The following is a 24,930-nucleotide window of genomic DNA, read 5'->3' as shown; positions in this document are numbered from 1 at the left end:
AAAGAAGAGTCAGTGACGCTCAACGATCTTCTTTAGATTAACCAGCGTCTTAGCGATTGCCTTAGCTGCCCATCGAATCTCGCGTTTCATGAGTAATTTGGGCGCATTACGTCCATCCATCCATTGAGTTACCAGAGTTGAATTAGCGCTAATGGGCTTAAGTTCATATCTCCAGATATTGCGAGCAAGGGGTCTCCAGCCAATCACTTCATTGTGCTTGTACTCGACAACTTTATTGCGCATCACATAAGGAATTCCGATACTCATGCGCATATAAAAAGTATCTCCCATTTTGAGGTGATCGGGACCAGTAATACCGCCCTTCACCATCTTGGACCCATCAATCTGTGGATGCATTTTGGGATTAGAAACAATTGCAAAGATTTCAGATGCAGGAGCATTGATAACAATCTGAGCCCCTACTAGCCATCTATTCCCCGAATCGAGGATCGTTGCCTTATCTTCCAAAGTTTTCCTCACTTTCTTTTCAGTGGCTCGATTATTTCAGGTGAAATGCAGTAAGAGAAGAGTCGCCCTATAAGCCGGATCCTGTCCTCTTGCGAGGGATCACCATCCATCTAGATCTGTAATTACTTACAGATTCAAGCAACCTACCCGTTGACTCGAGCGAGCAGCTCTCAAGCGCCAACTGCATGGTCTTGCTCCAAGTGGGGTTTACATAGCTAACTGCATTGCTGCAATTACTGGTGGTCTCTTACACCGCCGTTTCACCCTTACCAACTTTCGTTGGCGGTTTGCTTTCTGTTGCACTAATCCCGCGGATTGCTCCGGGTGGGCGTTACCCACCACTTTGCTCTTTGGAGTCCGGACTTTCCTCGGTACTTTCGTAACGCGGTGATCCGGGCGACTCTTCAGCCTTAAGGATACTTGCATTATTGGTGTTCTTGTAATCCCTTTAAAAATAGGCCACAGTTCACGGATGCAAACGGGCCGAAGCGTTGTTTATGCCAAAAATGGCGGAGCTGCTGCAAGCCAGCCATTGGCCGTGAGCGCTGCGATTGCAATATTAAAACAGGGTGGATCCTTTATTGATGCCGCCATTGCACTGAGTGCAGTGATCTGTGTTGTGGAGCCAGGTGCATCGCATTTAGGTGGAGATGCTTTTTTAGTTACTCACCATGCAAGCACAAAGACAAACCTTGCATTTAACGGCAGTGGTGAAGCACCACACGCTGCAACTGCCGCTGCTTATGGGACAGAGATTCCTTTGCATGGATATAAATCAGGAACTGTTCCAGGTTTAGTTTCAACCTGGTTTGAAGCTCATGAGCGCTATGGCAAGTTACCAATAGCCACTTTGCTAGAACAAGCCATTGATTATGCAGACAATGGTTTTCCAGCAAATACCGGCTTTGTTCGCAGAATTGCTAATCACTTAGCTACAACTCCTCATACTTCCCTCTTTAAAGATATGGGCATTGACGTGAACGTCCAGGTGGGCGAATTAGTTATTCAAAAAGATTTAGCGCAATCACTGCGAGAGATTGAAGCAGGTGGTCGTAGTGCATTTTATGAAGGGCGAATAGCTCAGCAACTCATTAGCGGCTCTGATGGTTGGTTTAATGCCCAAGATCTAAAGGCACACACCACCAGAGTTCTAGATCCACTATCAATTAAGTATCGTGATCTGACAATTTATGGTCAGCCACCTCCCACACAAGGAATGATCTTGATGGAGGAGCTGCTTATTAATGAGCGCTTTGATGTGGCAAGGATGAGTGAAGCAGAGCGTATTCATATCGGAGTGGAATCTAAGAAGGCTGGTTTTGCTGATCGCAACGCGATTCTGGGTGATCCTGAATTTATTGAGGTCAATGTTGCAAAGATTTTGTCGAAAGAAAACATTGATAAGAGATGCGCCCAGATATCTACGGACAAAGCAGCCACAGATATTGCCCCCGTCAGTGAAGGCAGTGACACCACCTACTTTTTAGTTGCAGATAAGGATGGCAACGCAGTCTCCTGGATTCAATCTGTTTTCCATGGCTTTGGTAGTTCATGGGTCATACCTGGAACTGGAATCATTTTAAATAATCGCTTAACTGGATTCTCATTAGATCCAGCCTCTCCCAACATTATTGAGCCAGGAAAGCGCCCAGCACACACCCTCAATGCCTTTACTGCAGTTAATGCTGATGGAACTTTGCATTTAGTGGGAGGAACACCTGGTGCAAATATTCAGGTGCAGACCAATCTGCAGTTAATCATCAACGTAGTTGATCTGAAGATGAATGTGCAAGAGGCAACTGAGGCACCTAGATGGCAACATCTCAACGCTCCTGGGCAAAGCTCTTTGGAGGAAACTGGAAGTGGTGTGCTTGAGATTGAAAATCGAGTGCCAACTGCAGTTCTCGATGAACTTCGAGCCAAGGGCCACGATGTGAAAGAACTTGCTGCTTGGGGACATGGTTCATCTGTGCAGTTAATGCAGGTGTTGCCTAATGCAACCTATGCCTTTGGTTCAGATCCTCGTTGTGAAGGTCACGCTGCAGGCCTCTAAGTTAATTGCGCAGGCTTTGCGCCCATTCTTGGTATTTGCCGGATAGTTCTTTAACTGCCGCAATCTCTTCAACTTTAGAGCGCTCTCCATTTTTTGCAGCATAAAGATCTGCAATGGAGATGTGATGATGTGGTTTGGAAATAACTTCAATTTTATCCCCTGCGCTTATGTGGCCTTCTTGAATAATGCGTAGGTATGTTCCAGGTTTTCCTGAGGCCATGAATTCTTTAATCAATGTTGGTCGTTGCCAAAATCCAGCAAAAACACGACATGGAATTCGAGGTTGTGAGACTTCAAGAATTGTTGTGCCAATCTTCCAACGCTCTCCCACAAGTGCACCATTAACATCAATTCCTGAAGTCGTTAAGTTTTCACCAAAGCGGCCGTTTGCAATTGATTGACCGAGCTCTTTTTCCCACCAATCAGCATCTTCTCTTGCATAGGCATAGACCGCTTGGTCATATCCCCCATGGTGATTGCGATCTACGACAACATCACCTGTGACTTCTTCGTTAGCAAAATGAACTGGTCCTAGCGCTGGACGCTTATCAATTCCAGTTTTGCCTTCACTGCCAGTCCATTCACCTTCATGCACAACGCTGGTGATGTTGACTGTTAGAACTTTCATAAATGAATTCTACTTGAAATGGTTTTATTGGTGTGAGTTCGCCTATATTTCTTGAGCTTTGACTCTTACAATTCAGTGTTGACTAGCGTAAATGAGCCTGCTCATTAAGAGTTCTAAGGGCCCGCAATCCATCACTTGGCCAGATAGAGACTGTGGTGATTGAACATGGTGAAATATCAATATGAAAGATTGATTCAGCTGGTGCGCCAACAACAACTTTAGCTGCAGATTTAATCGTTCCATTATGTGTAACAACTACTACACGCTGTCCTGGATATTCAGCTGCAATCTGTGAAAGCGCTGCATCCACGCGCTGTGCAACAGAGTCATAGGACTCACCCTCTGGCGGTGCAAAAGAAGTTGAACATACCCATGAGTTGTAATCAGCTGGGTAGCGCTCTTTTACTTCCTCTATAGACATGCCATCCCAAATTCCAAATGAGCACTCAACCCATGCATCTTCAAAAACGATAGGAAGACCTGTTACTTTAGAAATAGCTTCAGCCGTTTGAGTTGTTCGCTTGAGAGGTGAAGCAATGATTACCTCTGGATTAAATTTAGCTATCGCAGCAGCAACTTTCTCTGCTTGACCTAAACCAATATCGGTCAGCTCTGGATTTAAAGGACCATCTCCAGAAAACTTCTTCATGGGAGTTAAAACAGTCTCACCATGTCTGACTAGAAAAATAGTTGTTGATTCTTCCGGGTTAAGTAAGCGCTCAGTTAAGTAGTTCTGGCGCACAGAGATGATCTCTCCCCCACCACTTTGCTCATCCAAAGCCTTATTTGCCAGGCGATCTGCATGTGAGTTTTCATCACGTGGAATCCAGGTGTATTTAACTAGCGATGCAGTGTGAGCATTTCGGGCATCACTGGCTAGTTTTCGCATGTCTGCATGCTTAATCTGCCAGCGCCCAGACATCTGTTCTACTACTAATTTGCTATCCATCTTCACGTCGACTGTTGCTTGCGGATCCAATGCATTAATGGCAGTTAAACCAGCAATGAGTCCGCAGTACTCAGCAACGTTATTTGTTGCAATTCCTATGAAGTCATAGAGCTCTGCAATGATTTTGCCGTTTTCAGTAATGACTGATCCATAACCAGCTGGACCAGGATTGCCGCGTGAACCACCATCTGCAGTTAATGAAAAATGACGTGCCATTTATTACGCTCCGCGCACCAAGATGCAGCGGCACTCTTCACAGCGCACCACTTCATCATCGGCTAATTCAGCAATTCGCTTGAGCTCCACAGTATTGATGGAAAGGTGACAGCCTGTACACGCACCAGCAACTAGTGCAGCCGCACCTGTTCCATTATTAGAAGCTCTAATTTTTTCATACAAAGCTACAAATTCGCTAGAAACAGATGCCAGAGTCTCACTGCGCTCTTTAGCAATACTTTCTAGTTCGCCATTAATCTTTGCGAGCGCATTTTCTTTGCGGATATTGAGATCATTGATCTGCGCGGTGAAATCAGCTTCTTGGTTTTGCAGATCTGTGATGCGAGCTTTGATTTCATCCACGCGCATCATGATCTCTAGCTCTACTTCTTCAAGTTCAGCACGGCGTGCGTTAAGGGTCCCCACTTCATGTTGAAGTTGTTCAAGCTCCTTGGGTGATGCTGATCCCCCAGATAGTCGGGCTTCATCACGGGTAATGCGCGTAACTATCTGTTCAACATCTGCTTCTGCGCGCAAGAGTTCACGTTTAACATCATTGAGTTCAGTCTCAGCGCCAATGCGAAGATCGCGGGCATTATGAGATTTTGTAGTGGTTGTTACTAGCTCTGCAATTTCAGGAAGAGTTGAAGCGGTGTGGTTGAGCGCAGTGGTTTTCTGGTCAAAAGCTGCCACATCAATAATCTGACGTTGATCACTTGGGCTGGCTTTCATTTGCTGCAATCAACCCCTTCGTAAATATCTGGTGGGCGCTGAGGGTTTCGAACCCCCGACATTCTCGGTGTAAACGAGACGCTCTACCACTGAGCTAAGCACCCTTTGTACTGCTATGAGTACTGGTGAATCTTACTTCACCCTAGTTAAATCGCTAAATCCCGCGCTTAGAGCGCAGCAATTGCCGCCTTGTAATCAGCGATATTGCGAGCATCGCCAAGACCATTGACTACCTGCCAGCGCAAGATGCCAGCTTTATCAATGACGAATGTGCCACGAGTTGAGCAACCACGTGATTCTTCAAATACTCCGTATGCCTTAGCAACTGCGCCATGTGGCCAGAAATCTGCAAGCACTGGGAATTTATATCCTTCAGCTTCAGCAAATGCACGCTGTGCATACATAGGATCACATGAGATTGCTAGCAGTTGCACGTTATCGTTTTGGAATGCTGCTAGATCATCACGCAGTGCACAGAGCTCACCGGTGCAGATTCCTGAGAATGCAAAGGGATAGAAAAGCAGAACTACATTCTTCTCACCCTTGAAAGATGAAAGTGAAATCATCTCACCATGTTGATTGAGAACTTCAAAATCTGGAGCGGCTTGGCCAATTGTTAGAGTCATAGCGGCAAATCTACCGTTTACCCGCTTTACGTGCCACCAGACGAGTAGCACTCCAATCAGCTGCAATTGAAAAAGATGATGTCTGACTTAAGCCTGCCGTTGGCGCTGCATCTTGAATATCACTTGGCTCAACATGGCCATCACGGCCGACTTTGGGAGTTAATACCCAGATAGGTCCCGTTTCACTTAAATAAGTAAGTGCGTCCATTAATTCATCAACTAGATCGCCATCACCATCGCGCCACCAGATAATTACGCCATCTACGACTTCTTGTGCATCACTATCTACGAACTCTGTTTTAGTAATTGCGCTGACTTGTTTTCTCAGGCTTTCATCGCAGCCAGCAGAACGGCCGACCTCTAGAACTAGGTCACCCTCCTTGAACCCCATACGCGCTGGCACAGGCTAATTCCACACAATGAATGCCCCTTGCACAAGAGATATGGCTGGTCCATTTCGACTTACTGGTCAGTTCACGCAAGAATAGGCACCATGAGCGAAACCTTTGAGGCGCCCGATCAGATTATCGACCAGTTGGTTGATACCGACCCTTCAGAGACGGCCGAATGGCATGCATCCTTTGATGCCGCTCTAGCAAATGCAGGTCCAGTACGCGCTCGCTATTTAATGTTGAGTCTTTTAAAGCGTGCTCATGAGAAAAAAATAGGTGTCTCTGACCTTCGCACTACTGACTACATGAACACAATTTCACCTGAAAATGAACCAGCTTTTCCTGGTGATGAAGGTATCGAGCGCAATATCCGTGCGATGAATCGTTGGAATGCAGCGATGATGGTGCACCGTGCACAGCGTCCAGGAGTTGGCGTTGGTGGACACATCTCAACCTATGCATCTTCTGCTGCGCTCTATGAAGTTGGTTTTAACCACTTCTTCCGCGGACAAGATCACCCAGGTGGCGGAGATCAAATCTTTTTCCAAGGACATGCAAGTCCTGGAATGTATGCACGTGCATATCTTGAAGGTCGTTTAACTGAAGATCAGTTAGATGGATTCCGCCAAGAACTCTCACATCCAGCTGGTGGACTTTCTTCTTATCCTCACCCACGTTTGATGCCAGATTTTTGGCAGTTCCCAACAGTGTCAATGGGTATCGGACCAATCAACGCTATTTATCAAGCACGCTTTAATCGTTATCTCCACAACCGTGGAATCAAAGACACAAGTGATCAACGCGTCTGGGCATTCCTTGGAGATGGTGAAGTAGATGAAGTCGACACTTTAGGTGCGATTGGTTTAGCAACACGTGAAAAACTCGACAACTTAACTTTTGTTGTGAACTGTAATTTGCAACGCCTTGATGGTCCGGTTCGTGGAAATGGCAAAATCATTCAAGAGCTTGAATCAATCTTCGGTGGGGCTGGTTGGAATGTTATTAAGGTTGTTTGGGGCCGCGAGTGGGATCCACTCTTGGCACAAGATCGCGAAGGCGCACTTGTTAACTTGATGAATAAGACTCTCGATGGCGATTACCAGACCTTTAAAGCTGAATCTGGTGCCTATGTTCGTGAGAACTTCTTTGGTCGCGATCCTCGCACTGCAGCAATGGTTGCAGATTGGTCTGATGAAAAAATCTGGGGCTTAAAGCGTGGTGGACATGACTATAAGAAGTTATTTGCTGCATACACCGCAGCAACTCAAGACAATGGTCGCCCAACAGTTATTTTGGCTAAGACAATTAAGGGCTGGACTCTTGGATCAAGCTTTGAAGGTCGTAACTCCACGCACCAGATGAAAAAGATGTCACTTGAAGATATTAAGCGCTTCCGTGACACCTTGTATCTAGATATTCCAGATGAGAAGTTAGATAAGTACTTACCTCCGTACTTAAAGCCAGCACCAGATTCACCTGAAGCTTTGTATCTAGCTGAGCGTCGCGCAGCCCTTGGTGGATCTATCCCTCGCCGCCGAGCAATTTCACGTCCACTGACTCAGCCTGATGATTCTGTCTATGAGTCAGTCAAGCGCGGTTCTGGTCATCAAGAAATTGCAACAACGATGGCATTTGTTCGCATGCTCAAAGATTTAGTGAAAGATCCAGGACTTGGTGCACGTATTGTTCCAATCATTCCGGATGAGGCTCGCACATTTGGTATGGACTCATTGTTCCCAACGTTAAAGATTTACTCACCTAATGGCCAGCAATATGCAGCCGTTGACCGTGAATTGATGTTGTCATACAAGGAATCAACTACCGGTGTGATCCTTCACGAAGGAATTAACGAAGCTGGTTCTGTTGCATCCTTTACTGCAGTGGGCTCTTCTTATTCCACACACGATGAACCAATGATTCCTATCTACATCTTCTACTCAATGTTTGGTTTCCAGCGCACAGGAGATGCTTTCTGGGCTGCAGCTGATCAATTAGTACGTGGCTTTGTAATTGGTGCAACTGCTGGTCGCACCACACTTAACGGAGAAGGTTTGCAGCATGAAGATGGTCATTCACACCTTCTTGCTTCAACTAACCCAGCTGTGGTTTCTTATGACCCAGCCTTTGCTTTTGAACTTGGACATATTGTTAAAGATGGTTTGCGCCGTATGTATGGTGAGAACAGTGAAAACGTTTATTACTACGTCACTGTTTATAACGAGCCATATGTTCACCCAGCTGAGCCTGAAAACCTAGATGTCGAAGGCCTGCTTAAAGGTATTTATCTTTACTCTCCTGCAGCTAAATCACGCAAGAAATCAGCGCAGATCTTGGCATCAGGTGTTGGTGTGAACTGGGCGCTCAAGGCCCAGCAACTACTTGCCGATGACTGGGGCGTTAAAGCATCTGTCTGGTCTGTAACTTCATGGAATGAACTTCGCCGTGATGGTCTTGAAACAGATCGCCATAATCTTCTTAATCCAAATGATAAGAAGCGTGCATATATTTCACAGAAGCTAGCTGGTCACAAGGGTCCAGTTATTGCGGTGAGTGATTACATGCGCTCTGTGCAAGATCAAGTTGCACCATGGGTTGATGCACCTTTCTACTCACTTGGAACTGATGGCTTTGGATTATCAGACACACGTGGTGCTTTGCGCCGTCACTTTAAAGTTGATGCAGAATCAATCGCAGTGGCTGTGTTGCAGCAATTAAGTAATCAAGGTGATATCAAAGCAAGCATTGTCACCAAGGCGATGGAAAAGTATCGTATCCATGATGTCTCAGCTGCAGATGCTGGCAATACCGAAGGTTCAGGTTGATCTCAAGAATTGCAATAAGCGATATCTCCCCCGCTGTTTACTTCGGAGGAGAATTTCTACCTGTTAAAGCAGCAGCTGGCGAGACTATTCAAGTCAGTGCGACAGCTGTTATTGAGGGCCATGAAAAGCTAGGTGCCCAAGTTGCTTTGCATGATTCAAAAGGCAAAGTGGTATCTCGCGCAGATATGAAAGAAACCTGGCCTGGAACTAATCGTTATGAAGGTTCAATTACTATCCCTGCGCAAGGTGATTACTTTTTCGTCGTTGAGGCAGATAGCACATCCCAATATCGCACGGTCTATGGATCAACTGAAAAATACCCAATCCGTGCTGATCGTGAGCGCGCGCTTTCTGGTGCTTGGTATGAGTTCTTTCCACGCAGTGAAGGCGCAGTGAAAAACGCTGATGGAACAATTACTTCTGGAACATTTGTAAGTGCAACAAAGAGATTGCCTGCAGTTGCATCCATGGGCTTTGATGTTTTATATCTTCCCCCTATCCATCCCATCGGTGTTGCCCATCGCAAGGGACCTAATAACTCTTTAACTGCTGGTCCTAATGATCCTGGTGTGCCATGGGCTATCGGTAATTCAGATGGTGGCCATGATGCGATTAATCCAGAGCTTGGAACGATGAAAGATTTCGAAAACTTTGTTGCAGCTGCAAAGAAGGCTGGCTTAGAGATTGCATTAGATCTAGCACTTCAAACTTCGCCAGATCATCCGTGGGTGAAAAGTAATCCTCAATGGTTTAACAAGCGTGCCGATGGAACTATTGCTTATGCTGAAAATCCACCCAAGAAGTATCAAGATATCTACCCCATTAACTTTGATGATGACTATGAAGGCGTTAGGGATGAAGTTCTACGCATCATCCGCTTGTGGGTTTCAAAGGGTGTAAAGATCTTCCGTGTTGATAATCCACACACTAAGCCAGTCCACTTCTGGCAGGACTTGCTCGATATCGTGCGCAGAGAAAGCCCAGAAGTAATCTTTTTAGCTGAAGCTTTTACTGCGCCAGCAATGATGCATGCACTTGGTAAAGCAGGCTTTCACCAGTCCTACACATATTTCACCTGGCGCACCAGCAAGTCAGAGCTCACTGAATACGGCCGTGAAGTTGCCCAACAAACTTCTGCATTCTTTCGTCCTAATTTTTGGGTCAACACTCCAGATATCAATCCTTTTCATTTACAAAGTGGCAATCCAGCAATGTTTGCACTGCGCGCTGTTCTAGCTTCAACTCTCACGCCTTCGTGGGGAATGTATGCAGGGTATGAAATTTACGAACACCGACCATTTAAAGAAGGTGGCGAAGAGTATTTAGATTCAGAGAAGTATGAAATCAAAGTCCGCGATTGGGATGGTGCAACTAAGAAGGGTCTAACTCTGGCACCATTTATCACTCAACTCAATGCAATCCGTAAAGCTAATCCAGCTCTGCACCAACTGCGTAACTTAGTTTTTCACAACACTGAATCTGAAGCCATCATTGCTTACTCAAAGCGCGAAGGTAAGAATCTTGTTTTGGTTGTCGTAAACCTGGATCCTTCCTTTGCTCAGGGCACCATCGTTCATTGGGATATGAACGCGCTAGGTCTTGAAGGCACATTTGCGGTGAAAGATCTCCTTGATGGCAAGAGCTTTGATTGGTCTGAGCACCAATTCATTCAACTCGATCCCACACGCCCCGTCGGCAAAGTTGCCCACATATGCCAAGTGAAGCTTTAAGAAATGGGAATCTTTTCCAGATTTACTAAGAGAGATTCGACCCACCTTATTCAGCCTGCATCCTTTCTTAATCCACATTCAACTTTAGGTGAGCTTGATCTGTATCTCATCGCTGAAGGCCGCCATGAGCAGCTGTGGAAAGCATTAGGAGCACATGTCCGCCGAGATGATTCAAATGAGCTTCTAGGCACTGCTTTTTCAGTATGGGCACCTAATGCACAAGCAGTTTCACTCATTGGTGATCATAATTTCTGGGATAAAAACACACACCACATGGTCCGTATTGGTTCCTCTGGCATCTGGGAAATCTTTATTCCAGATATCGGAGTTGGAACTAGATATAAGTTTGCAATTTGTGGCATCGATGGACGCTGGGTAGATCACGCCGATTCAATGTCGCGCGCTACAGAAATTCCTCCACTGACTGCATCGGTTGTTGAAGAATCTACCTATGTATGGAGTGATTCAGATTGGATAACAAAGCGCACAAAGTTTGAATCCTGGCGCTCCCCTGTTTCAGTCTATGAAGTGCACTTAGGGTCATGGAAGTTAGGTCTTTCATATCGCGAACTTGCAATCGAATTAGTTGACTATGTGCGCGCTCAAGGCTTTACTCATGTTGAGTTCTTGCCTGTCACAGAACACCCGTATGGTCCATCTTGGGGATACCAAGTAACCTCATTTTTTGCACCAACCTCTCGCTTTGGTTCTCCTGATGATTTCAAATTCTTAGTAGATGCATTGCATGCTGCTGGCATTGGAGTCATTCTCGATTGGGTTCCTGCACACTTTCCAAAAGATGAATGGGCTCTGGCTAAATTTGATGGCACTGCCCTTTATGAGCATGCAGATCCACGTTTAGGTGAACACCCTGACTGGGGCACGCTTATTTTTAACTTTGGGCGAAATGAAGTCCGTAACTTTTTAGTTGCAAGTGCGCTCTATTGGTTAACCGAGTATCACATTGATGGATTACGTGTTGATGCTGTTGCTTCCATGCTTTATTTGGATTACTCACGCAAAGAAGGCGAATGGGTGCCAAACATCAATGGTGGCCGTGAGAATTTAGAGGCAGTTCAACTGCTCCAAGAAGCTACTTCCACTGCCTATAAAACCCACCCAGGCATCATGATGATTGCCGAGGAATCAACTGCATGGTCTGGCGTCACTCGTGACACTTCATCTGGCGGTCTAGGCTTTGGCTTTAAGTGGAACATGGGTTGGATGCATGATGTTTTGCAGTATCTACAACATGATCCTATTCACCGCGTTTATCACCACAATGAAGTAACTTTCTCAATTCTCTATGCCTGGAGTGAGAACTTCATGCTGCCGCTCTCCCATGATGAAGTAGTCCATGGCAAAGGCCAGTTAGTAAACAAGTTCCCTGGAGATCGCTGGCAAAAGACTGCAACACTGCGTGCTCTGTATGGATTTATGTGGGCGCATCCAGGTAAGAAGCTCTTGTTTATGGGCAGTGAATTTGCCCAAAATGATGAGTGGAATGAAAGCGCCGGACTGCAATGGTATTTAACTGAGTACGGAGAACACCAAGGTGTTCAAAAGTGTGTTGCTGAAATAAACGCTCTCTATAAAAAGCTTCCATCACTTTGGGAAAAAGACACATCTCCTGAAGGCTTCACGTGGCTCGTTGGAAATGACGGCGCGGCAAACGTCGTTGCTTTTGCTCGTTGGGATGATCAAGGAACTCCCTTAGTTGCAATCACAAACTTCTCCCCTATGCCACACGAGAACTACTCCTTGCCATTTCCAACTACTGGAACATGGACCGAAGTTCTCAACACTGATGATTTAGCATATGGCGGCAGCGGAATTACAAATGAACCTGTGGCAGTCAATGATGGGGCGCAACTAGTTGCACAGGTGCGAATTCCACCGCTTGCAACTATTTGGTTTAAACGCTCTTAAGTGCTTTTGCGAAAAAAGGAACTGTTAGCAAAAGAACCGCTGGAATGATTAAGCCGATTGTTAGCGAAGTAGCTTGAGCAGTCCAAGCAACAATCCACTTCAAAATGAAAGCCAAAACAATATTTGCGACGCCGATATGGCCAATAACCACGCTAGCAGGGTGCTTTGAGCGGGTATTTGCCGCAGCCATAAACGTCGGTCCAAGGAATGAACTTCCAAGACCAGCAAGTGAGAAGCCGATGCAAATAACTAGAAACGCCATATCTTGATTATTAGCAAAGACCGATCTTGCTAAAAAGACACTCCCAAGGAAAGAAGAGCCAGCCAACAGCGATGCATGGACTGCTAAACGCTCTAATGAAAATCGTGGCACTAAGTAGTGAACGGTGAATCTTCCAAAAATCATCCACACTGTGAAGAGAATATATGGCAGCGTGTTGAAGCCACTCTTAATTCCAATTTCTTCCTTGGTGTAAATAGCAGCCCAGTCACCAAGCGCGAACTCTAGAAAAATCGCACAGATGAGGCCAAATGAAACCATTCGATCAAAAGAGAAGCCTGAAAACAGTTCTTTGATTTTGTAATCAACATCTATATCTTGATTAGCCTTTAGGAGCTCTGGTGCAAGAGATTTGATCACTACGGTTTGAATGAGGAATATAACTACAGTTAAAACTCCCACGTGAAGATGCAGTGAGACTCGGTCAACGAGAAATCCTGATATCAAAGCTGTGAGTAATGCACCAGCGCCCCATACTCCGCTCATCTGAGTAATAATAAATTTTCCTGTGCGATCTTGGTAGTTAAAGCCTTGAGCATTGATTGAGATATGAAAAGCAGATATTGCAGCACCAAATGCGATATTTGCAAAGAAAAATATCAGAGATGAATCAACAGTGGTAAGAATTATCAATGTTGCCATAAGGAAGAATGAGGCGACATATAGGACTCTCTTAACACCAATCTTGTGAACTACGTATCCCACAGTCAGTAGTGAGATAAGTGAACCTAAAGCGCCAGTACTGATCAATGAACCAAAGCCACCATTAGTTAGCTTTAACGCCTCTTTAACTTCTGGAAAGCGTGGAATCCAGGACATGATTCCAAGACCAAATGTGAAGAAGAGAATTCTTAGGTAATTAAGCTCTTTTTTAGGGGTAACTGTGCGCATATTAGAAGAGGGCGTTCGCTAGCGCGCTGCGAGCTGCAGTTAAGCGTGGATCTGCTGGATCAACTAAGGCAAAGAGTGAAAGTAGATGATCTTTGGCTTTATTGCGATCATCCCCCGCACTTTCTTTGACTGCATGCAAGAGACGAGTGAAGGCTGCTTCAACTCCACCATTTACTATCTCCATATCAGCTGCCTTTAACTGCAAGGACAAATCCGTGGGATTATCTGTGGCTTCTTTGATTACTGCATCCAATACCAAACCGTCCGTACGAATCAGCAATTGAGTTTGCGCCAGACCTAGCTTTGCAAAAGAATCTGCTGGCTTTCTAGCTAGTAGTTTCTTATAGGCAACCTCTGCAGTAGCAAAGTCACCAGCTTCAAGAGCTGTAACTGCCTCCTCCTCTTCGGGTTCGATGATTTCAACTGGTGCATCACCAACACCTTGTTCGGAAGCTAAAGTTAAAACCTTATCTAGAACCAAACGAATCTGTGCCTCTGGATATGCCTGTTCAAATAAAGGAACAATCTGTTCATTAATGAGTGCAACTGCATAAGGAATCTTCTGAGTTTGCAGAGCCTGTGCGACTTGAGGCTGCGCATCGATATCAACTCGTCCCAAACTCCAAGCACCCTTGTAACTAGTTTCTAGCAGACCCATCACATTCAACATTTCAACTGATTCAGGGCTGCGCGGTGACCAGCAGAACAAAATGACTGGACGTGTTTTTGATAGAGGTAAAAACTCTGATGTTAAGTTTGCAGCAGTAACTTCAACTCCTGGAGTCGGTCCTGCTGGGGCGCTCTTTGGTTTACCTAATGAGCTCAGATCAACTGCTTGTGCAAAATTAGGTGGGTTGCTCACGTTGTAATCCTACTGGGCGATGAGGTCAACGCCAGAATCACGCCGATGGGGCAAAATCTCTTCAACGTAGTTATCGGCAGCGAACTCCAAACCCACATCAGTGCCCTTTTGTTCACTTAAATACCAGCGGTTTTCAAGGATTTCATGGAACATCTGAGCCCGCTCAACGCGACCACGCATCTGCTCAGGAATTCGGTTGATGGTTGGCTCAAAGACTTCTAGAAACCACACCTTAGCCATCTCAGTTACTGTCATAGCCGTGTTTTCGTGACGGGCACGATAGCGATCAAAAGATGCAAGTAAGCGTTTGGCTTGTAGCTCTTCAGTTTCAATTCCCATTAACTCACGCAAACGTTGTGTGTGATAACCAGCTGCAACTAAACGAGGCTGGAAAGATAGAAGCTGTGTGTCACCATCGATGGTGATTGATACTTCTTCCACAGCAAAACCTAAATCATGTAACTGTCGCATAGCGCGCTCCACTGCATGTCGATCTTTAGGGTCAAGTAGCTGTCGCTCTTTAAGGGCAGACCAAATTCTGCGGTAGCGACGAATGACAGCTTCGGCCGCACGCACTGGATCCATACCTGGATATAGAACTCCAGATAAACGCAAGTCTTCTAACTCAGCCGCAACGTTAAACATTGCAATATCTAAATCATGTTCTCTCTGACCATCACTAAGTGTTTTTTGAAACTCTCCCGTTTCAGCATCTACCAGATAGGCAGCAAAGCCTTCAGCATCTCGGCGAAATAAAGTATTCGATAGTGAGCAATCGCCCCACCAAAAACCTAAAAGGTGTAAACGAACAAGAAGAAGTGCAAGAGCATTTGCCATTGTATTTATGTCATGGGCAGTGACTGAGCCAGAGAGCAGAACTCGATATGGCAATGAATATGGCAAGAAACGAGTGACTATCGCGCAGGGAAGTTCCTCCCCGGCAGAATTTGTTCTACCTTCAACAACTGCAATCTGCTCAACGCAGGGTGCATTCAGGGATGTGAGTTCGCGCAAGACCTTGTATTCGCGGTTGGCGAACTCTGACACTGTTTCTTTGACGGCATAGACCGGTGCATCTGCATCAGTGGTCGCTCGAACTAAGCGGACCACGTGGCGTGAAATACCGCGCTTTTCTGCCAGCGCGGGATCCTCTGGCCACTCTTCCAAACTCTGTTGCCACGGCAGGCCAGTAACAGCTGCGATCTCCTCGCCTAATCCTGTTATCCGTAGGGCCATAGGGCTCATTCTCCCCTAAAAATGTGACGGGAAGATGAACACCACGTCTCATACAAGTGAGATAACTATCTTTACAATGCACCTATGGCAATTAAAGAGCGAATTAAGAAGGTTACCAAGCGAGCAGCCAAACCTGCACAATCTCCTGCAGATTACGGAGTTGCAGGTGTTCCAATCAATAGATCCCATCCGTATTACTTTGGATTTGTTGCAACGTTAGGTGCACTAACAGCAATCGTGTTAATGCGCGCACTTGCTAGCGTCTCTCAAATATTTATTTTGATCCTGATTGCGCTGTTCTTAGCAATGGGTCTTAATCCAGCAGTTGAAGCTCTGCGCCGTCGCAATATGTCACGTGTTACTGCAGTAACAATCATCTTCACCTCAGTTATTGCATTTGTAGTCTTTTTTGCCCTCGTTGTTGCCCCTCCTGTAATTTCTCAGGGAACCCAACTCATCAATAAGGCACCTACTCTCTTAGCTGATTTAACAAATAATGCAACGATTAATCAGCTCAATGATCAATATGGAATTATCGATACCCTGCAAAGCAAACTGACCTCAGTAACTTCAGATGGAACATTGTTAATTTCAGCGTTCGGTGGAGTTATAGGTGTTGGTAAATCAGTTCTTTCAGGATTTTTCACTTTCCTCACAATCCTGGTTCTGACTCTCTATTTCATCACTTCTCTACCTCAGGCCGTTAACCTTGGACTTTCATTAGTTCCAGCTAGTCGCCGGGCACGAGTAGGTCACCTCACTAACGCCATCATTGCTCGTGTGGGTTCATTTGTGGGTAGCCAAATAGTTATTGCAGCTATGGCTTCTGTCTTTGTTTTCGTGCTCTCACTAGTACTAGGTCTTCCTTCACCAATAGCAATTGGAATGATTGTTTTTGTCTGTGGATTGATTCCATTAGTAGGACATTTCTTAGGCTCTGGTATTGTCACAATAATCGCACTCACTCAATCAATTGCCATTGGTGTAATCGCTTTTGTTGCATACGTGGTTTATGTGCAAATTGAAAACTATGTTGTAACACCACGCATTATGAAAAGAACTTTGGCCGTTCCTGGAGCAGTAACAATTATCTCTGCCTTGATTGGTTCATCACTCTTGGGACTTGTCGGCGGATTACTTGCCGTACCTGTTGCAGCTTCGATCATTCTGATTTTGGATGAAGTCGTAATCCCTCGCGCTAATAACTCTTAATACTCAAGAGGTAGTGGGCTTGTATCACCAGTAACAATGGTGTTGATTTCAGATAGCACGCGGTGAACTGAAGGTTCGCCTACCCACAGATGCTTGGCATCATCTACTGGAATAATTCTTAACTTAGGCACGATTGCAAAGCGCTCTCTAGCAGCATCTGGTTTCAGGTAATCATCGTGTTCTGGCACAATGGCAGTTATTGGTCGTGGATCACTATTCCAATAAAAAAGCTCTTCATTAGTTGTTGTGCGAAGCGGTGGGCTAAGAAGAATCAAGCCTTGATGGCGTGGATCTTTGGCATGGCGCAAAGCTAGATCTGTTCCAAATGACCAACCAACAATCCAAAGGTTTTCTAACGCTAAAACATCGAAGCAATAATTAATCATTGCCTGAACATCTAGGCCTTCTGCTCCACCGTTATCAAATGCACCAGAGCTTGTTCCAGCCTCAGATGATGTTCCACGTGTGTTGAAGCGAACAACGCTTATCCCGGCCATAGCAGGTAGGCGGTTTGCTGCTTTCTTATAAACGTGACTATCCATCATTCCCCCTGCAGTTGGCAGTGGATGCAGAGTTAAAATCGCCCCTTTTGATTGACCTAAGGGTGATGCGACTTCTCCGATTAAATCCACGCCATCACTAGTAAGAACATGAAACGGTGTGCGAAGGGCCGGCAACACTGTGCTGGGTCTGATTATCTCGGCCATACTTCAAATCTTATCTTCACCCCACTAGGCTTCCAACCATGGCTACTAAGCGCACTCCATCATTTGATTCTCATAATCCTGCAACCGGTGAGGTTGCTGGAACATATCCAATAATGAGTGCCAAGCAAGTAAGTGAAATTGTTGCTCATGCACGAACTGCCTCAGCACAGTGGCAAAAACTTGGATTCTCTGCTCGAAAGAAAGTTCTTCTTTCTTGGTCTAATGTGATTATCAATCGAATTGATCAGATTGCAGCATTGATTTCACTTGAAACTGGAAAGCCTGTTGGAGATGCGAAGTTGGAAGTAAGCATTGCTGTGGGCCACATCGGCTGGGCCGCGCGCCATGCAGAAGAGATTATGCGCACTGCTTATCGTGCACCAGGCTTACTTTTGTCGAATATGTCAGCAACAGTGCAGCGCTCTCCTCTTGGAGTTGTCGGTGTCATTGGTCCATGGAACTACCCCATGTTCACACCAGTTGGCTCCATCACCTATGCATTAGCTGCTGGAAACACCGTTGTCTTTAAGCCCAGTGAATACACACCTGGTGTTGGAATGTGGTTAGAGGAAACCTTTAATGAAGTTGCACCCTTTGCTGATGTTCTAACAACTATTACAGGACTAGGTGAAACTGGCGGTGCACTGTGCACAAGCGGCGTCGATAAAATCTCATTTACTGGATCAACTAGAACGGCAAAAATCGTTGCAGCACAATGTGCAACAACTATGACTCCTGTTGTTTTGGAGTGCGGCGGAAAAGACCCAGTAATCGTTGCCGTTGATGCCAATCTTGAGCGGGCAGTTGATGCAACTATCTGGTCTGCCATGGCTAATGCTGGGCAATCATGTATTGGTGCAGAGCGTGTGTATGTTGATGAAAGAGTGGCCGATAAGTTTGTAGAACTAGCGGTCCAATTAGCTGAAACAATTCATGCAGGTGCACCAGGTGATGGAAACTATGGACCTGCAACGATGCCTTCTCAAATCAAAGTTATTCAATCCCACATTAAGAGTGCAATCAAAGATGGTGGAAGGTGTGCCTATGGTGGTCCAGAATCTGTTAAGCCACCATTTGTTCAGCCAGTTATCTTGTTAGATGTGCCCGAGGATTCAGCGGCAATGCGAGAAGAAACTTTCGGACCAACAATAATTATCAATCGTGTGAAGAGTATGCGCGAGGCCATTGATCTCTCTAATGCATCTAGCTATGGCTTAGGTGCCAATGTTTGGTCTAAACGTCAAGGCAAAAAGATTGCTGCCGAGTTGGCATGTGGAATGGTTGCCATTAACTCAACGTTTTCATTTGCTGCCGTTGCTTCTGTGCCATTTGGTGGCGTGAAAGACAGTGGTTATGGACGTGTCCATGGACCTGAAGGCTTACTCGAATACACCTATGCCCGCACAGTAGTTCGCACTCGCTTTAATGTTCCACTTAATCTTTTAAGTTTTAAGCGCAAAGCTAAAGAAGAGAAGTTAGTTATTACCTTGACTCGTTGGTTAAAGGGACGCTTCGGTTAATAGCGCGGTGCGTTACGTGTTCGTTCAGTATTAGGACGTCGCTTATCTTTCTTTGCCCAACAAGCGTTGTGCCAATGACGCCTACTTTCTTCATCATCTTCTAACCAGGCAACAGTGTGCGGTGTGGCCATTGGAATTACCTGATCGCATCCTGGACAGCGATATGGCTTGTTAGAACTAGATCCAGTTAATTTGCGAACTATGTACATTCCCTCATGATGTTCCTCAATAGTTTGACTTGAGGTGGAAATGTCACGCTCATCACTTTTAGGCCGCTTGTTTTTGGGGTAATTTCTGCGCGGACTCATGCCCATATTTTCTCACATCAATTGCAGGTGTAGTATCTGAACGTGAATGTAATCGAGGTCAAAGGTCTCAAAAAGAGCTACGGCCAGGTGCATGCAGTGCGTGGAGTTGATCTATCAATTCCAGCGGGTGAAATCTTTGCTTTGCTTGGCCCCAATGGTGCGGGTAAAACCACGACCGTTGAAATCTTAGAAGGCTTTAGAGGCCGTGATGCAGGAGAGATTTCCATTCTGGGGTTTGATCCTCAAACTCAGGGATATGCAGCGCGCCAATGGCGTGATCGCATTGGAATAGTTTTGCAATCTGCAGCCGATGCTGGTGATTTAACAGTGATTGAAACAGTGAAACATTTCAGTGGGTATTACTCAAAGCCTCGCAATATTGATGAAGTAATGAACGCTGTTGGATTGGAAGATAAATCTGGCGCACTTATTCGCAATCTCTCTGGTGGTCAGCGCCGACGTTTAGATGTCGCTCTTGGAATTATCGGAAGCCCTGAGCTCCTTTTTCTGGATGAACCAACAACAGGCTTTGATCCTGAAGCACGTAGAGCATTTTGGGCACTTATCGAGCAATTGCGCGGGACTGGAACAACAATTCTGCTCACCACTCACTATTTAGATGAAGCTGAAGCTTTAGCTGATCGTGTGGCAGTTATTAACAATGGCTTGATCGTTGAAGTATCTACGCCTGCTGAATTAGGTGGACGTGCTACTGCTCAAGCAGTTGTGACTTGGCGTGATGGCAGCCAGATAAAAACAGAGGCAACAGATAATCCAACTGCAGTTGTTGCTCGCCTTAGTGCGCATTTTGGTGGAGAGATTCCAGAGCTGGCAGTCATAAGACCTTCACTTGAAGATATCTACCTAACGATGATTGGGGGTAGAGATGAATAAGATTCCCAGCGCCTTTACTCTAGGTATTCGCCGCGGTGGACTTGAGATTAGGCAGTTTGCCCGCCAACGTGAGTCAGTTGTCTTTACGCTTTTGTTCCCAGTTATCTTGTTAGCGATATTTGGCTCTGTCTTTAAAGACACTATTGCCCCTGGTGTGACTTTCTCCCAGTATTTTGTAGCGGGAATGATCGCCTCTGGCCTTGTTAATACTGGTTTCCAAGCATTAGCGATCACTATTCCTATGGAGCGCGATGTTGGCGGCTTAAAGCGCCTGCGTGGCACACCAATGCCAGCCTCAAGCTATTTCATTGGTAAAGCGATTTTGATTGCCGTAAGCATGATTATCCAAATCGCACTTCTCTTTGGATTTGGCCTTCTATTTTTTGGTGTTGAAATGCCAACAGAGTTAAGTAAGTGGCTTACCTTCACCTGGTTAGTTTTACTTGGCAGTGCTTGTTCCACGGCGCTGGGTATCGCATTTTCAATTGTTCCAAAGAGTGGCCGCGGTGCCTCCGCAGTTGTTTCACCCATCGTCATCATTTTGCAGTTCTTTAGTGGCGTATTCTTTGTCTTCACTCAACTACCAACGTGGATGCAACAACTTGCTGCAATATTTCCCCTCAAGTGGCTCACCCAAGGTATGCGCTCAGTGTTTTTGCCTGATTCATTTGCTGCCCAAGAAGTAGCAAAGTCTTGGGAAACAGGTAGAACGTTTCAAATCCTTGTTCTCTGGCTTGTGATTGGAATCTTTTTCTCAGTCCGCAAATTTAAGTGGGATCGCGATTAAGCGCATTTTAGGCGTCGTAATCACATTAATGCTGGCATTAGCGATGGTGCCAACACATGCTGCAACGACGAAAGCTACGCCTAGCCCGACAGCCAAAACCACTGCAAAGGCAACTGCTAAACCCACCGTCTCACCAAAGGCAACTGCAAAAGCTACAAAAAAGGCTGTTGTTAAAAAGAAACCACGCAAGAAAGTAACAATCACACCCTCACCAAAACCTAAATGGCCACCGAGCGGATTTAAAGCAAATGGTGATGTCTATGCAAAGATCCCAAATGCAAAAGAGTTAGTGGGAACAGCATCAAATAGCAAGATTTTGACCGCGCAGTTAGCCCAAAAGGTTGATGGTGTTGCAATCTGTGAAAAGTATTCATGTGGGGCGGTGCAAGTGGCCTCTCTGGATGGCTGCACGTGGTGGGAAGTGAATTCAAAGTTAGTTGGAGAAACCTCAGCTACTGATAAGACATTGAAAACTTTTGGAAGTATTCGCACACTTGCAGGCAAAACTACGAGCAAACAGATAACAACAATATTGATAATCAGTCAGGAACCTCTGGAATTGCGACATGTAGTGACAAATATTTCAGCAATCTGTCACAAAAATCCAGCTACAGAGAAAATTCCAAGTACTACTTATAAATCAGCTACAAACTAACGGTTAGCTCCTGGAACCCACAGTTGGTCACCAATTTCCTTGTTTGCATAACGTGCCAAAACAAAGAGAAGATCTGAGCAACGGTTTAAGTACTTAGCTGTTAATGGATTAACACCTCCACCAAAAGCGTGGATTGCTGCCCATGTGCGGCGCTCTGCGCGACGAACTACTGTGCGAGCAACATGAAGGTGGGCAGCTGCAGGTGTTCCTGAAGGTAAAACAAAAGAGCGCAATGATTCAAGCTCTGAATTGAACTTATCAATCTGCTCTTCTAAATAAACAACTTGTGATTCAAGAACACGCAGCGGTTCAAAGGCGGGTGAATCAACAACCGGCGTGCAAAGGTCTGCGCCAACATCAAAGAGATCGTTTTGAATTCGCACTAATAATGCGCGCACTTCATCAGATAATTCATCAGTTGCTAGAACAACTCCGATTGAAGAGTTGCCTTCGTCAACGGTTGCATAGGCCTCAAGGCGTGGATCGTTTTTAGATGTTCGACTCATGTCCCCCAGTGAGGTTGTGCCGTCATCGCCTGTCTTGGTGTAAATGCGCGTTAAATTAACCATGCCCGTAGCCTATAAGTAGACTGCGGCTATGGCATCTCACGACCGTTTCCGCGTATTTGGCGGCTCTCCACTGCGTGGTGAGGTCACAATCTCTGGGGCTAAGAACTCAGTTCTAAAACTCATGGCTGCCTCATTACTAGCTACTGGCAAAACCACCATCACTAATGTGCCAGATATCGCTGATGTGGACATCATGGCCGATCTTTTAACGCGTCTTGGCTGCACAGTCATCCGCAGCCAATCTCAAGTAAGTATTGATGTTCCACAAACACCAGGACATCGCGCCGATTATGACTTGGTGCGCAAAATGCGTGCATCAATTAACGTACTTGGACCTTTAGTTGCCCGTGTTGGTGAAGCAGAAGTTGCACTGCCCGGCGGAGATGCAATTGGATCTCGTGGATTAGATTTTCACATTAAAGGACTTGAAGCTCTAGGAGCTAAGGCCCATATTGAACATGGTTATGTCGTCGCCGAAGCACCTCATGGATTAACTGGCGCAGTTATTGATTTAGATTTTCCAAGCGTTGGTGCCACCGAAAACATTATGACGGCAGCTGTTTTAGCTAAAGGTGTAACAACTATTGATAACGCAGCTCGTGAACCAGATTTAGTGGATCTAGGTGAGTTCTTAATCTCCATGGGTGCAAACATTCAAGGATTAGGCTCTCCAACAATCACCATTACTGGTGTGAATGAGTTGAAACCAACTACACATGCAACGATTCCAGATCGCATCATCACTGGAACATGGGCTTTTGCTGCTGCAATGACACGCGGTGACATCACTATTCACGGAGCACGCGCCGAACATCTTGAATTACCACTAGAGAAACTGGCATCAGCTGGCGCAATTGTTACAACAACTGCCGATGGAATCCGCGTGCGCATGGATGTTCGCCCTCAAGCAATTGATGTTGCAACACTTCCCTACCCAGGTTTTCCAACAGACTTATTGCCTATGGTTATTGCCCTTAACTCCATTGCAGATGGTCACTCATTAGTGACTGAAAACGTCTTTGAATCACGCTTTATGTTCGTCAATGAGCTCAGCCGACTCGGTGCTCAGATTTCAGTGGATGGTCATCACGCTTCAATCGAAGGCGTTCCTGAGCTTTCAGGTGCTCCAGTTGAAGCTCACGATATTCGTGCTGGTGCAGGCTTAATTCTGGCCGCACTAGTAAGTGATGGTGAATCAACTATTGATCAGGCTTTCCATGTTGATCGCGGTTATCCAAATTTTGCCGAGCAGCTGCAAAGCTTGGGTGCGAAAGTTACTCGCGAATAATGGCCATTCCAGATCGCAACTTAGCTCTTGAACTCATCCGTGTAACAGAAACTGCAGCACTTGCTGCCGCCCCATGGGTGGGCCGTGGTCAAAAAGATTTAGCAGATAAAGCCGCAGTGGAAGCAATGCGAAAGATGATCAACACAGTTGATATGGCTGGCGTTGTAGTCATTGGTGAAGGCGAAAAAGATAACGCCCCAATGTTGCACAACGGTGAAAGCGTTGGAAACCAAGAAGGGCCAGCGTGTGATGTGGCAGTTGATCCAATCGATGGAACATCCCTGACTGCAAATGGTATGAATGGCGCAATCTCAGTTATTGCTCTTGCACCACGTGGCTCGATGTATGACCCAAAGACTTCCTTCTACATGAACAAGATTGTTACAGGACCAGAAAGTGCCGCAGTAATCGATATACAAGCTCCAACGGCAGTTAACATCGCTGCAGTTGCTAAGGCAAAGAATTTATCGATTAGTGACATCACTGTCGTTGTTCTTAATCGCCCTCGTCATGACCAACTTGTTAAAGAGATTCGTGAATGCGGTGCCAGAATTCGATTAATTCAAGATGGTGACGTTGCCGCAGCAATTGAAACTGCACGTCCTAATACTGGAATAGATCTACTTATGGGCATTGGTGGAACTCCGGAAGGCGTAATAACCGCCGCTGCAATGATCTGCTTGGGTGGTGCCATTCAAGGACAACTCCATATTGATGGCAAAAGCTCAGGGCCAATTCTTTCAACGCGTGATTTAGTCAATTCTGATGATGTTTTCTTGGCTGCAACAGGCATCACCGATGGAGAGCTAATTAAAGGGATTCGATACACCAGCTTTGGCGCTGTGAGCCAGTCAATTGTGATGCGAGGAAAATCTAAGACGGTTCGTGTAATCGAAACCGAGCATTACCTCAAATAAACTACTTGTTAACCGTCTCTGTAAGAATAGAAACTCGGTTATTAGCAACAGATAGGAAACCACCACTTACAGTGAACTGCGTGGTGGTCCCATCTGTTCCTTTAATGCTAACCGCACCATCGACAAGTACTCCAAAGAGCGGTGCGTGATCGGTCAAAATACCGAGATCACCTTCGACTGTTCGGGCAGAAACAAATGATGCTTCGCCAGACCAGACGCGCTCTGATGGAGATACGAGTTCGACTTTAAGTGTCATTGT

Annotated in this window: 24 protein-coding genes, 1 tRNA gene and 1 other RNA gene; 11 read left to right on the top strand and 15 right to left on the bottom strand. The window is 45.7% G+C overall.

What is annotated here, in order from left to right; translation table 11 throughout:
• Positions 1-9: 9 nt before the first annotated feature.
• A complete protein-coding gene (locus A7sIIA15_RS01815; RefSeq protein WP_223298273.1) occupies positions 10-480 on the bottom strand; it encodes an SRPBCC family protein in 471 nt (156 codons plus the stop codon).
• Positions 481-522: 42 nt separating this feature from the next.
• Positions 523-872: RNase P RNA component class A (gene rnpB / locus A7sIIA15_RS01810), an RNA gene on the bottom strand.
• A 68-nt stretch (positions 873-940) separates the two neighbouring features.
• Here rnpB and A7sIIA15_RS01805 point away from each other — a divergent pair.
• Positions 941-2,521: a gamma-glutamyltransferase family protein gene (locus tag A7sIIA15_RS01805; RefSeq protein ID WP_095685518.1), complete on the top strand. Its 1,581-nt coding sequence runs from the start codon at positions 941-943 to the stop codon at positions 2,519-2,521.
• A gap of 1 nt (position 2,522) precedes the next feature.
• On the opposite strand, the gene A7sIIA15_RS01800 is transcribed toward A7sIIA15_RS01805, so the two are convergent.
• The 6 genes from A7sIIA15_RS01800 to A7sIIA15_RS01775 all read right to left on the bottom strand — a co-directional run bounded on the left by A7sIIA15_RS01800 (position 2,523) and on the right by A7sIIA15_RS01775 (position 6,063).
• A complete protein-coding gene (locus A7sIIA15_RS01800) occupies positions 2,523-3,149 on the bottom strand; it encodes an MOSC domain-containing protein (RefSeq protein ID WP_095685517.1) in 627 nt (208 codons plus the stop codon).
• Between the two features lie 82 nt (positions 3,150-3,231).
• Positions 3,232-4,314, bottom strand: a complete 1,083-nt coding sequence (locus tag A7sIIA15_RS01795; RefSeq protein WP_095685516.1) for a bifunctional RNase H/acid phosphatase — start codon at positions 4,312-4,314, stop codon at positions 3,232-3,234.
• Positions 4,315-4,317: 3 nt separating this feature from the next.
• Entirely contained in the window at positions 4,318-5,046 is a 729-nt protein-coding gene (locus tag A7sIIA15_RS01790) for a zinc ribbon domain-containing protein (RefSeq protein WP_095685515.1), read from the bottom strand.
• Between the two features lie 29 nt (positions 5,047-5,075).
• A tRNA-Val gene (locus A7sIIA15_RS01785) sits at positions 5,076-5,150 on the bottom strand.
• Positions 5,151-5,213: 63 nt separating this feature from the next.
• Positions 5,214-5,672 carry a peroxiredoxin gene (locus A7sIIA15_RS01780; RefSeq protein WP_095685514.1) on the bottom strand — a complete coding sequence of 153 codons (459 nt, stop codon included), beginning with the start codon at positions 5,670-5,672 and terminating at the stop codon, positions 5,214-5,216.
• Between the two features lie 10 nt (positions 5,673-5,682).
• On the bottom strand, positions 5,683-6,063 hold the full coding sequence (locus A7sIIA15_RS01775) for a DUF3052 domain-containing protein (protein ID WP_095685513.1): 381 nt from the start codon (positions 6,061-6,063) through the stop codon (positions 5,683-5,685).
• Positions 6,064-6,165: 102 nt separating this feature from the next.
• Here A7sIIA15_RS01775 and aceE point away from each other — a divergent pair, with 102 nt between their 5' ends.
• Genes aceE through glgB form a run of 3 tightly spaced genes read left to right on the top strand, consistent with a single transcriptional unit; the run spans position 6,166 to position 12,545 of the window.
• On the top strand, positions 6,166-8,886 hold the full coding sequence (aceE, locus tag A7sIIA15_RS01770; RefSeq protein WP_095685512.1) for a pyruvate dehydrogenase (acetyl-transferring), homodimeric type: 2,721 nt from the start codon (positions 6,166-6,168) through the stop codon (positions 8,884-8,886).
• A complete protein-coding gene (locus A7sIIA15_RS01765) occupies positions 8,883-10,616 on the top strand; it encodes an alpha-1,4-glucan--maltose-1-phosphate maltosyltransferase (RefSeq protein WP_095685511.1) in 1,734 nt (577 codons plus the stop codon). The genes aceE and A7sIIA15_RS01765 overlap by 4 nt, the downstream gene beginning before the upstream one ends.
• Positions 10,617-10,619: 3 nt before the next feature.
• The gene (gene glgB / locus A7sIIA15_RS01760; protein WP_095685510.1) at positions 10,620-12,545 is read left to right on the top strand and encodes a 1,4-alpha-glucan branching protein GlgB; all 1,926 of its coding nucleotides are present in this window, start codon (positions 10,620-10,622) and stop codon (positions 12,543-12,545) included.
• Here glgB and A7sIIA15_RS01755 read toward each other — a convergent pair.
• From A7sIIA15_RS01755 to A7sIIA15_RS01745, 3 genes are read right to left on the bottom strand one after another with little or no spacing between them, the layout of a single operon-like run.
• Entirely contained in the window at positions 12,532-13,716 is a 1,185-nt protein-coding gene (locus tag A7sIIA15_RS01755) for an MFS transporter (protein WP_095685509.1), read from the bottom strand. The genes glgB and A7sIIA15_RS01755 overlap by 14 nt on opposite strands.
• A 1-nt stretch (position 13,717) precedes the next feature.
• Positions 13,718-14,578, bottom strand: coding sequence for a tetratricopeptide repeat protein (locus A7sIIA15_RS01750; RefSeq protein WP_095685508.1), 861 nt, complete (start codon positions 14,576-14,578; stop codon positions 13,718-13,720).
• Positions 14,579-14,587: 9 nt separating this feature from the next.
• Entirely contained in the window at positions 14,588-15,814 is a 1,227-nt protein-coding gene (locus tag A7sIIA15_RS01745; RefSeq protein WP_095685507.1) for a DUF4032 domain-containing protein, read from the bottom strand.
• A gap of 84 nt (positions 15,815-15,898) precedes the next feature.
• Here A7sIIA15_RS01745 and A7sIIA15_RS01740 point away from each other — a divergent pair, with 84 nt between their 5' ends.
• Positions 15,899-17,026 carry an AI-2E family transporter gene (locus tag A7sIIA15_RS01740; protein WP_095685506.1) on the top strand — a complete coding sequence of 376 codons (1,128 nt, stop codon included), beginning with the start codon at positions 15,899-15,901 and terminating at the stop codon, positions 17,024-17,026.
• Here A7sIIA15_RS01740 and A7sIIA15_RS01735 read toward each other — a convergent pair.
• Positions 17,023-17,733: an alpha/beta hydrolase gene (locus A7sIIA15_RS01735; protein ID WP_095685505.1), complete on the bottom strand. Its 711-nt coding sequence runs from the start codon at positions 17,731-17,733 to the stop codon at positions 17,023-17,025. The genes A7sIIA15_RS01740 and A7sIIA15_RS01735 overlap by 4 nt on opposite strands.
• A 38-nt stretch (positions 17,734-17,771) precedes the next feature.
• Here A7sIIA15_RS01735 and A7sIIA15_RS01730 point away from each other — a divergent pair, with 38 nt between their 5' ends.
• Complete coding sequence (locus A7sIIA15_RS01730; protein ID WP_095685504.1) at positions 17,772-19,253, top strand: aldehyde dehydrogenase family protein; 1,482 nt, start codon at positions 17,772-17,774, stop codon at positions 19,251-19,253.
• Here A7sIIA15_RS01730 and A7sIIA15_RS01725 read toward each other — a convergent pair.
• The gene (locus tag A7sIIA15_RS01725; RefSeq protein WP_223298272.1) at positions 19,250-19,462 is read right to left on the bottom strand and encodes a hypothetical protein; all 213 of its coding nucleotides are present in this window, start codon (positions 19,460-19,462) and stop codon (positions 19,250-19,252) included. The two genes, A7sIIA15_RS01730 and A7sIIA15_RS01725, sit on opposite strands and share 4 nt — an antisense overlap.
• A gap of 141 nt (positions 19,463-19,603) precedes the next feature.
• Here A7sIIA15_RS01725 and A7sIIA15_RS01720 point away from each other — a divergent pair, with 141 nt between their 5' ends.
• Genes A7sIIA15_RS01720 through A7sIIA15_RS01710 form a run of 3 tightly spaced genes read left to right on the top strand, consistent with a single transcriptional unit; the run spans position 19,604 to position 21,897 of the window.
• Positions 19,604-20,455, top strand: coding sequence for an ABC transporter ATP-binding protein (locus tag A7sIIA15_RS01720; RefSeq protein WP_190279143.1), 852 nt, complete (start codon positions 19,604-19,606; stop codon positions 20,453-20,455).
• Positions 20,448-21,242 (top strand): ABC transporter permease, encoded by a 795-nt coding sequence (locus A7sIIA15_RS01715; RefSeq protein ID WP_095685502.1) that lies wholly within the window; start codon positions 20,448-20,450, stop codon positions 21,240-21,242. The genes A7sIIA15_RS01720 and A7sIIA15_RS01715 overlap by 8 nt, the downstream gene beginning before the upstream one ends.
• A 28-nt stretch (positions 21,243-21,270) precedes the next feature.
• Positions 21,271-21,897 carry a hypothetical protein gene (locus tag A7sIIA15_RS01710; RefSeq protein ID WP_223298271.1) on the top strand — a complete coding sequence of 209 codons (627 nt, stop codon included), beginning with the start codon at positions 21,271-21,273 and terminating at the stop codon, positions 21,895-21,897.
• Here the strand turns inward: A7sIIA15_RS01710 and A7sIIA15_RS01705 are convergent.
• Positions 21,894-22,466, bottom strand: a complete 573-nt coding sequence (locus tag A7sIIA15_RS01705; RefSeq protein WP_095685501.1) for a cob(I)yrinic acid a,c-diamide adenosyltransferase — start codon at positions 22,464-22,466, stop codon at positions 21,894-21,896. The two genes, A7sIIA15_RS01710 and A7sIIA15_RS01705, sit on opposite strands and share 4 nt — an antisense overlap.
• A 28-nt stretch (positions 22,467-22,494) precedes the next feature.
• On the opposite strand from A7sIIA15_RS01705, the gene murA reads away from it, so the two are divergent.
• Together murA and glpX are read left to right on the top strand one after the other, a co-directional pair.
• Complete coding sequence (gene murA / locus A7sIIA15_RS01700) at positions 22,495-23,754, top strand: UDP-N-acetylglucosamine 1-carboxyvinyltransferase (protein ID WP_095685500.1); 1,260 nt, start codon at positions 22,495-22,497, stop codon at positions 23,752-23,754.
• Entirely contained in the window at positions 23,754-24,671 is a 918-nt protein-coding gene (glpX, locus tag A7sIIA15_RS01695) for a class II fructose-bisphosphatase (protein ID WP_095685499.1), read from the top strand. The genes murA and glpX overlap by 1 nt, the downstream gene beginning before the upstream one ends.
• Position 24,672: 1 nt before the next feature.
• On the opposite strand, the gene A7sIIA15_RS01690 is transcribed toward glpX, so the two are convergent.
• Complete coding sequence (locus A7sIIA15_RS01690; protein ID WP_095685498.1) at positions 24,673-24,927, bottom strand: F0F1 ATP synthase subunit epsilon; 255 nt, start codon at positions 24,925-24,927, stop codon at positions 24,673-24,675.
• Between the last annotated feature and the right edge of the window lie 3 nt (positions 24,928-24,930).

The sequence above is a fragment of the Candidatus Planktophila vernalis genome, assembly GCF_002288185.1.
GTDB classification, from domain to species: domain Bacteria; phylum Actinomycetota; class Actinomycetes; order Nanopelagicales; family Nanopelagicaceae; genus Planktophila; species Planktophila vernalis.
Note: the sequence above shows the minus strand (reverse complement) of the source record. Positions and strands in the feature narration are given on the sequence as shown.

Bases quoted from the DNA above. Each gene is read 5' to 3' on its own strand.
- murA (WP_095685500.1), top strand. From the start codon at position 22,495: ATGGCATCTCACGACCGTTTCCGCGTATTTGGCGGCTCTCCACTGCGT.
- A7sIIA15_RS01690 (WP_095685498.1), bottom strand. From the start codon at position 24,927: ATGACACTTAAAGTCGAACTCGTATCTCCATCAGAGCGCGTCTGGTCT.
- A7sIIA15_RS01735 (WP_095685505.1), bottom strand. From the start codon at position 17,733: ATGGCCGAGATAATCAGACCCAGCACAGTGTTGCCGGCCCTTCGCACA.
- A7sIIA15_RS01725 (WP_223298272.1), bottom strand. From the start codon at position 19,462: ATGTACATAGTTCGCAAATTAACTGGATCTAGTTCTAACAAGCCATAT.
- A7sIIA15_RS01800 (WP_095685517.1), bottom strand. From the start codon at position 3,149: ATGAAAGTTCTAACAGTCAACATCACCAGCGTTGTGCATGAAGGTGAA.
- A7sIIA15_RS01775 (WP_095685513.1), bottom strand. From the start codon at position 6,063: ATGGGGTTCAAGGAGGGTGACCTAGTTCTAGAGGTCGGCCGTTCTGCT.
- glgB (WP_095685510.1), top strand. From the start codon at position 10,620: ATGGGAATCTTTTCCAGATTTACTAAGAGAGATTCGACCCACCTTATT.
- A7sIIA15_RS01795 (WP_095685516.1), bottom strand. From the start codon at position 4,314: ATGGCACGTCATTTTTCATTAACTGCAGATGGTGGTTCACGCGGCAAT.
- aceE (WP_095685512.1), top strand. From the start codon at position 6,166: ATGAGCGAAACCTTTGAGGCGCCCGATCAGATTATCGACCAGTTGGTT.
- A7sIIA15_RS01790 (WP_095685515.1), bottom strand. From the start codon at position 5,046: ATGAAAGCCAGCCCAAGTGATCAACGTCAGATTATTGATGTGGCAGCT.
- A7sIIA15_RS01715 (WP_095685502.1), top strand. From the start codon at position 20,448: ATGAATAAGATTCCCAGCGCCTTTACTCTAGGTATTCGCCGCGGTGGA.
- glpX (WP_095685499.1), top strand. From the start codon at position 23,754: ATGGCCATTCCAGATCGCAACTTAGCTCTTGAACTCATCCGTGTAACA.
- A7sIIA15_RS01705 (WP_095685501.1), bottom strand. From the start codon at position 22,466: ATGGTTAATTTAACGCGCATTTACACCAAGACAGGCGATGACGGCACA.
- A7sIIA15_RS01755 (WP_095685509.1), bottom strand. From the start codon at position 13,716: ATGCGCACAGTTACCCCTAAAAAAGAGCTTAATTACCTAAGAATTCTC.
- A7sIIA15_RS01780 (WP_095685514.1), bottom strand. From the start codon at position 5,672: ATGACTCTAACAATTGGCCAAGCCGCTCCAGATTTTGAAGTTCTCAAT.
- A7sIIA15_RS01730 (WP_095685504.1), top strand. From the start codon at position 17,772: ATGGCTACTAAGCGCACTCCATCATTTGATTCTCATAATCCTGCAACC.
- A7sIIA15_RS01740 (WP_095685506.1), top strand. From the start codon at position 15,899: ATGGCAATTAAAGAGCGAATTAAGAAGGTTACCAAGCGAGCAGCCAAA.
- A7sIIA15_RS01805 (WP_095685518.1), top strand. From the start codon at position 941: ATGCAAACGGGCCGAAGCGTTGTTTATGCCAAAAATGGCGGAGCTGCT.
- A7sIIA15_RS01745 (WP_095685507.1), bottom strand. From the start codon at position 15,814: ATGGCCCTACGGATAACAGGATTAGGCGAGGAGATCGCAGCTGTTACT.
- A7sIIA15_RS01710 (WP_223298271.1), top strand. From the start codon at position 21,271: ATGCTGGCATTAGCGATGGTGCCAACACATGCTGCAACGACGAAAGCT.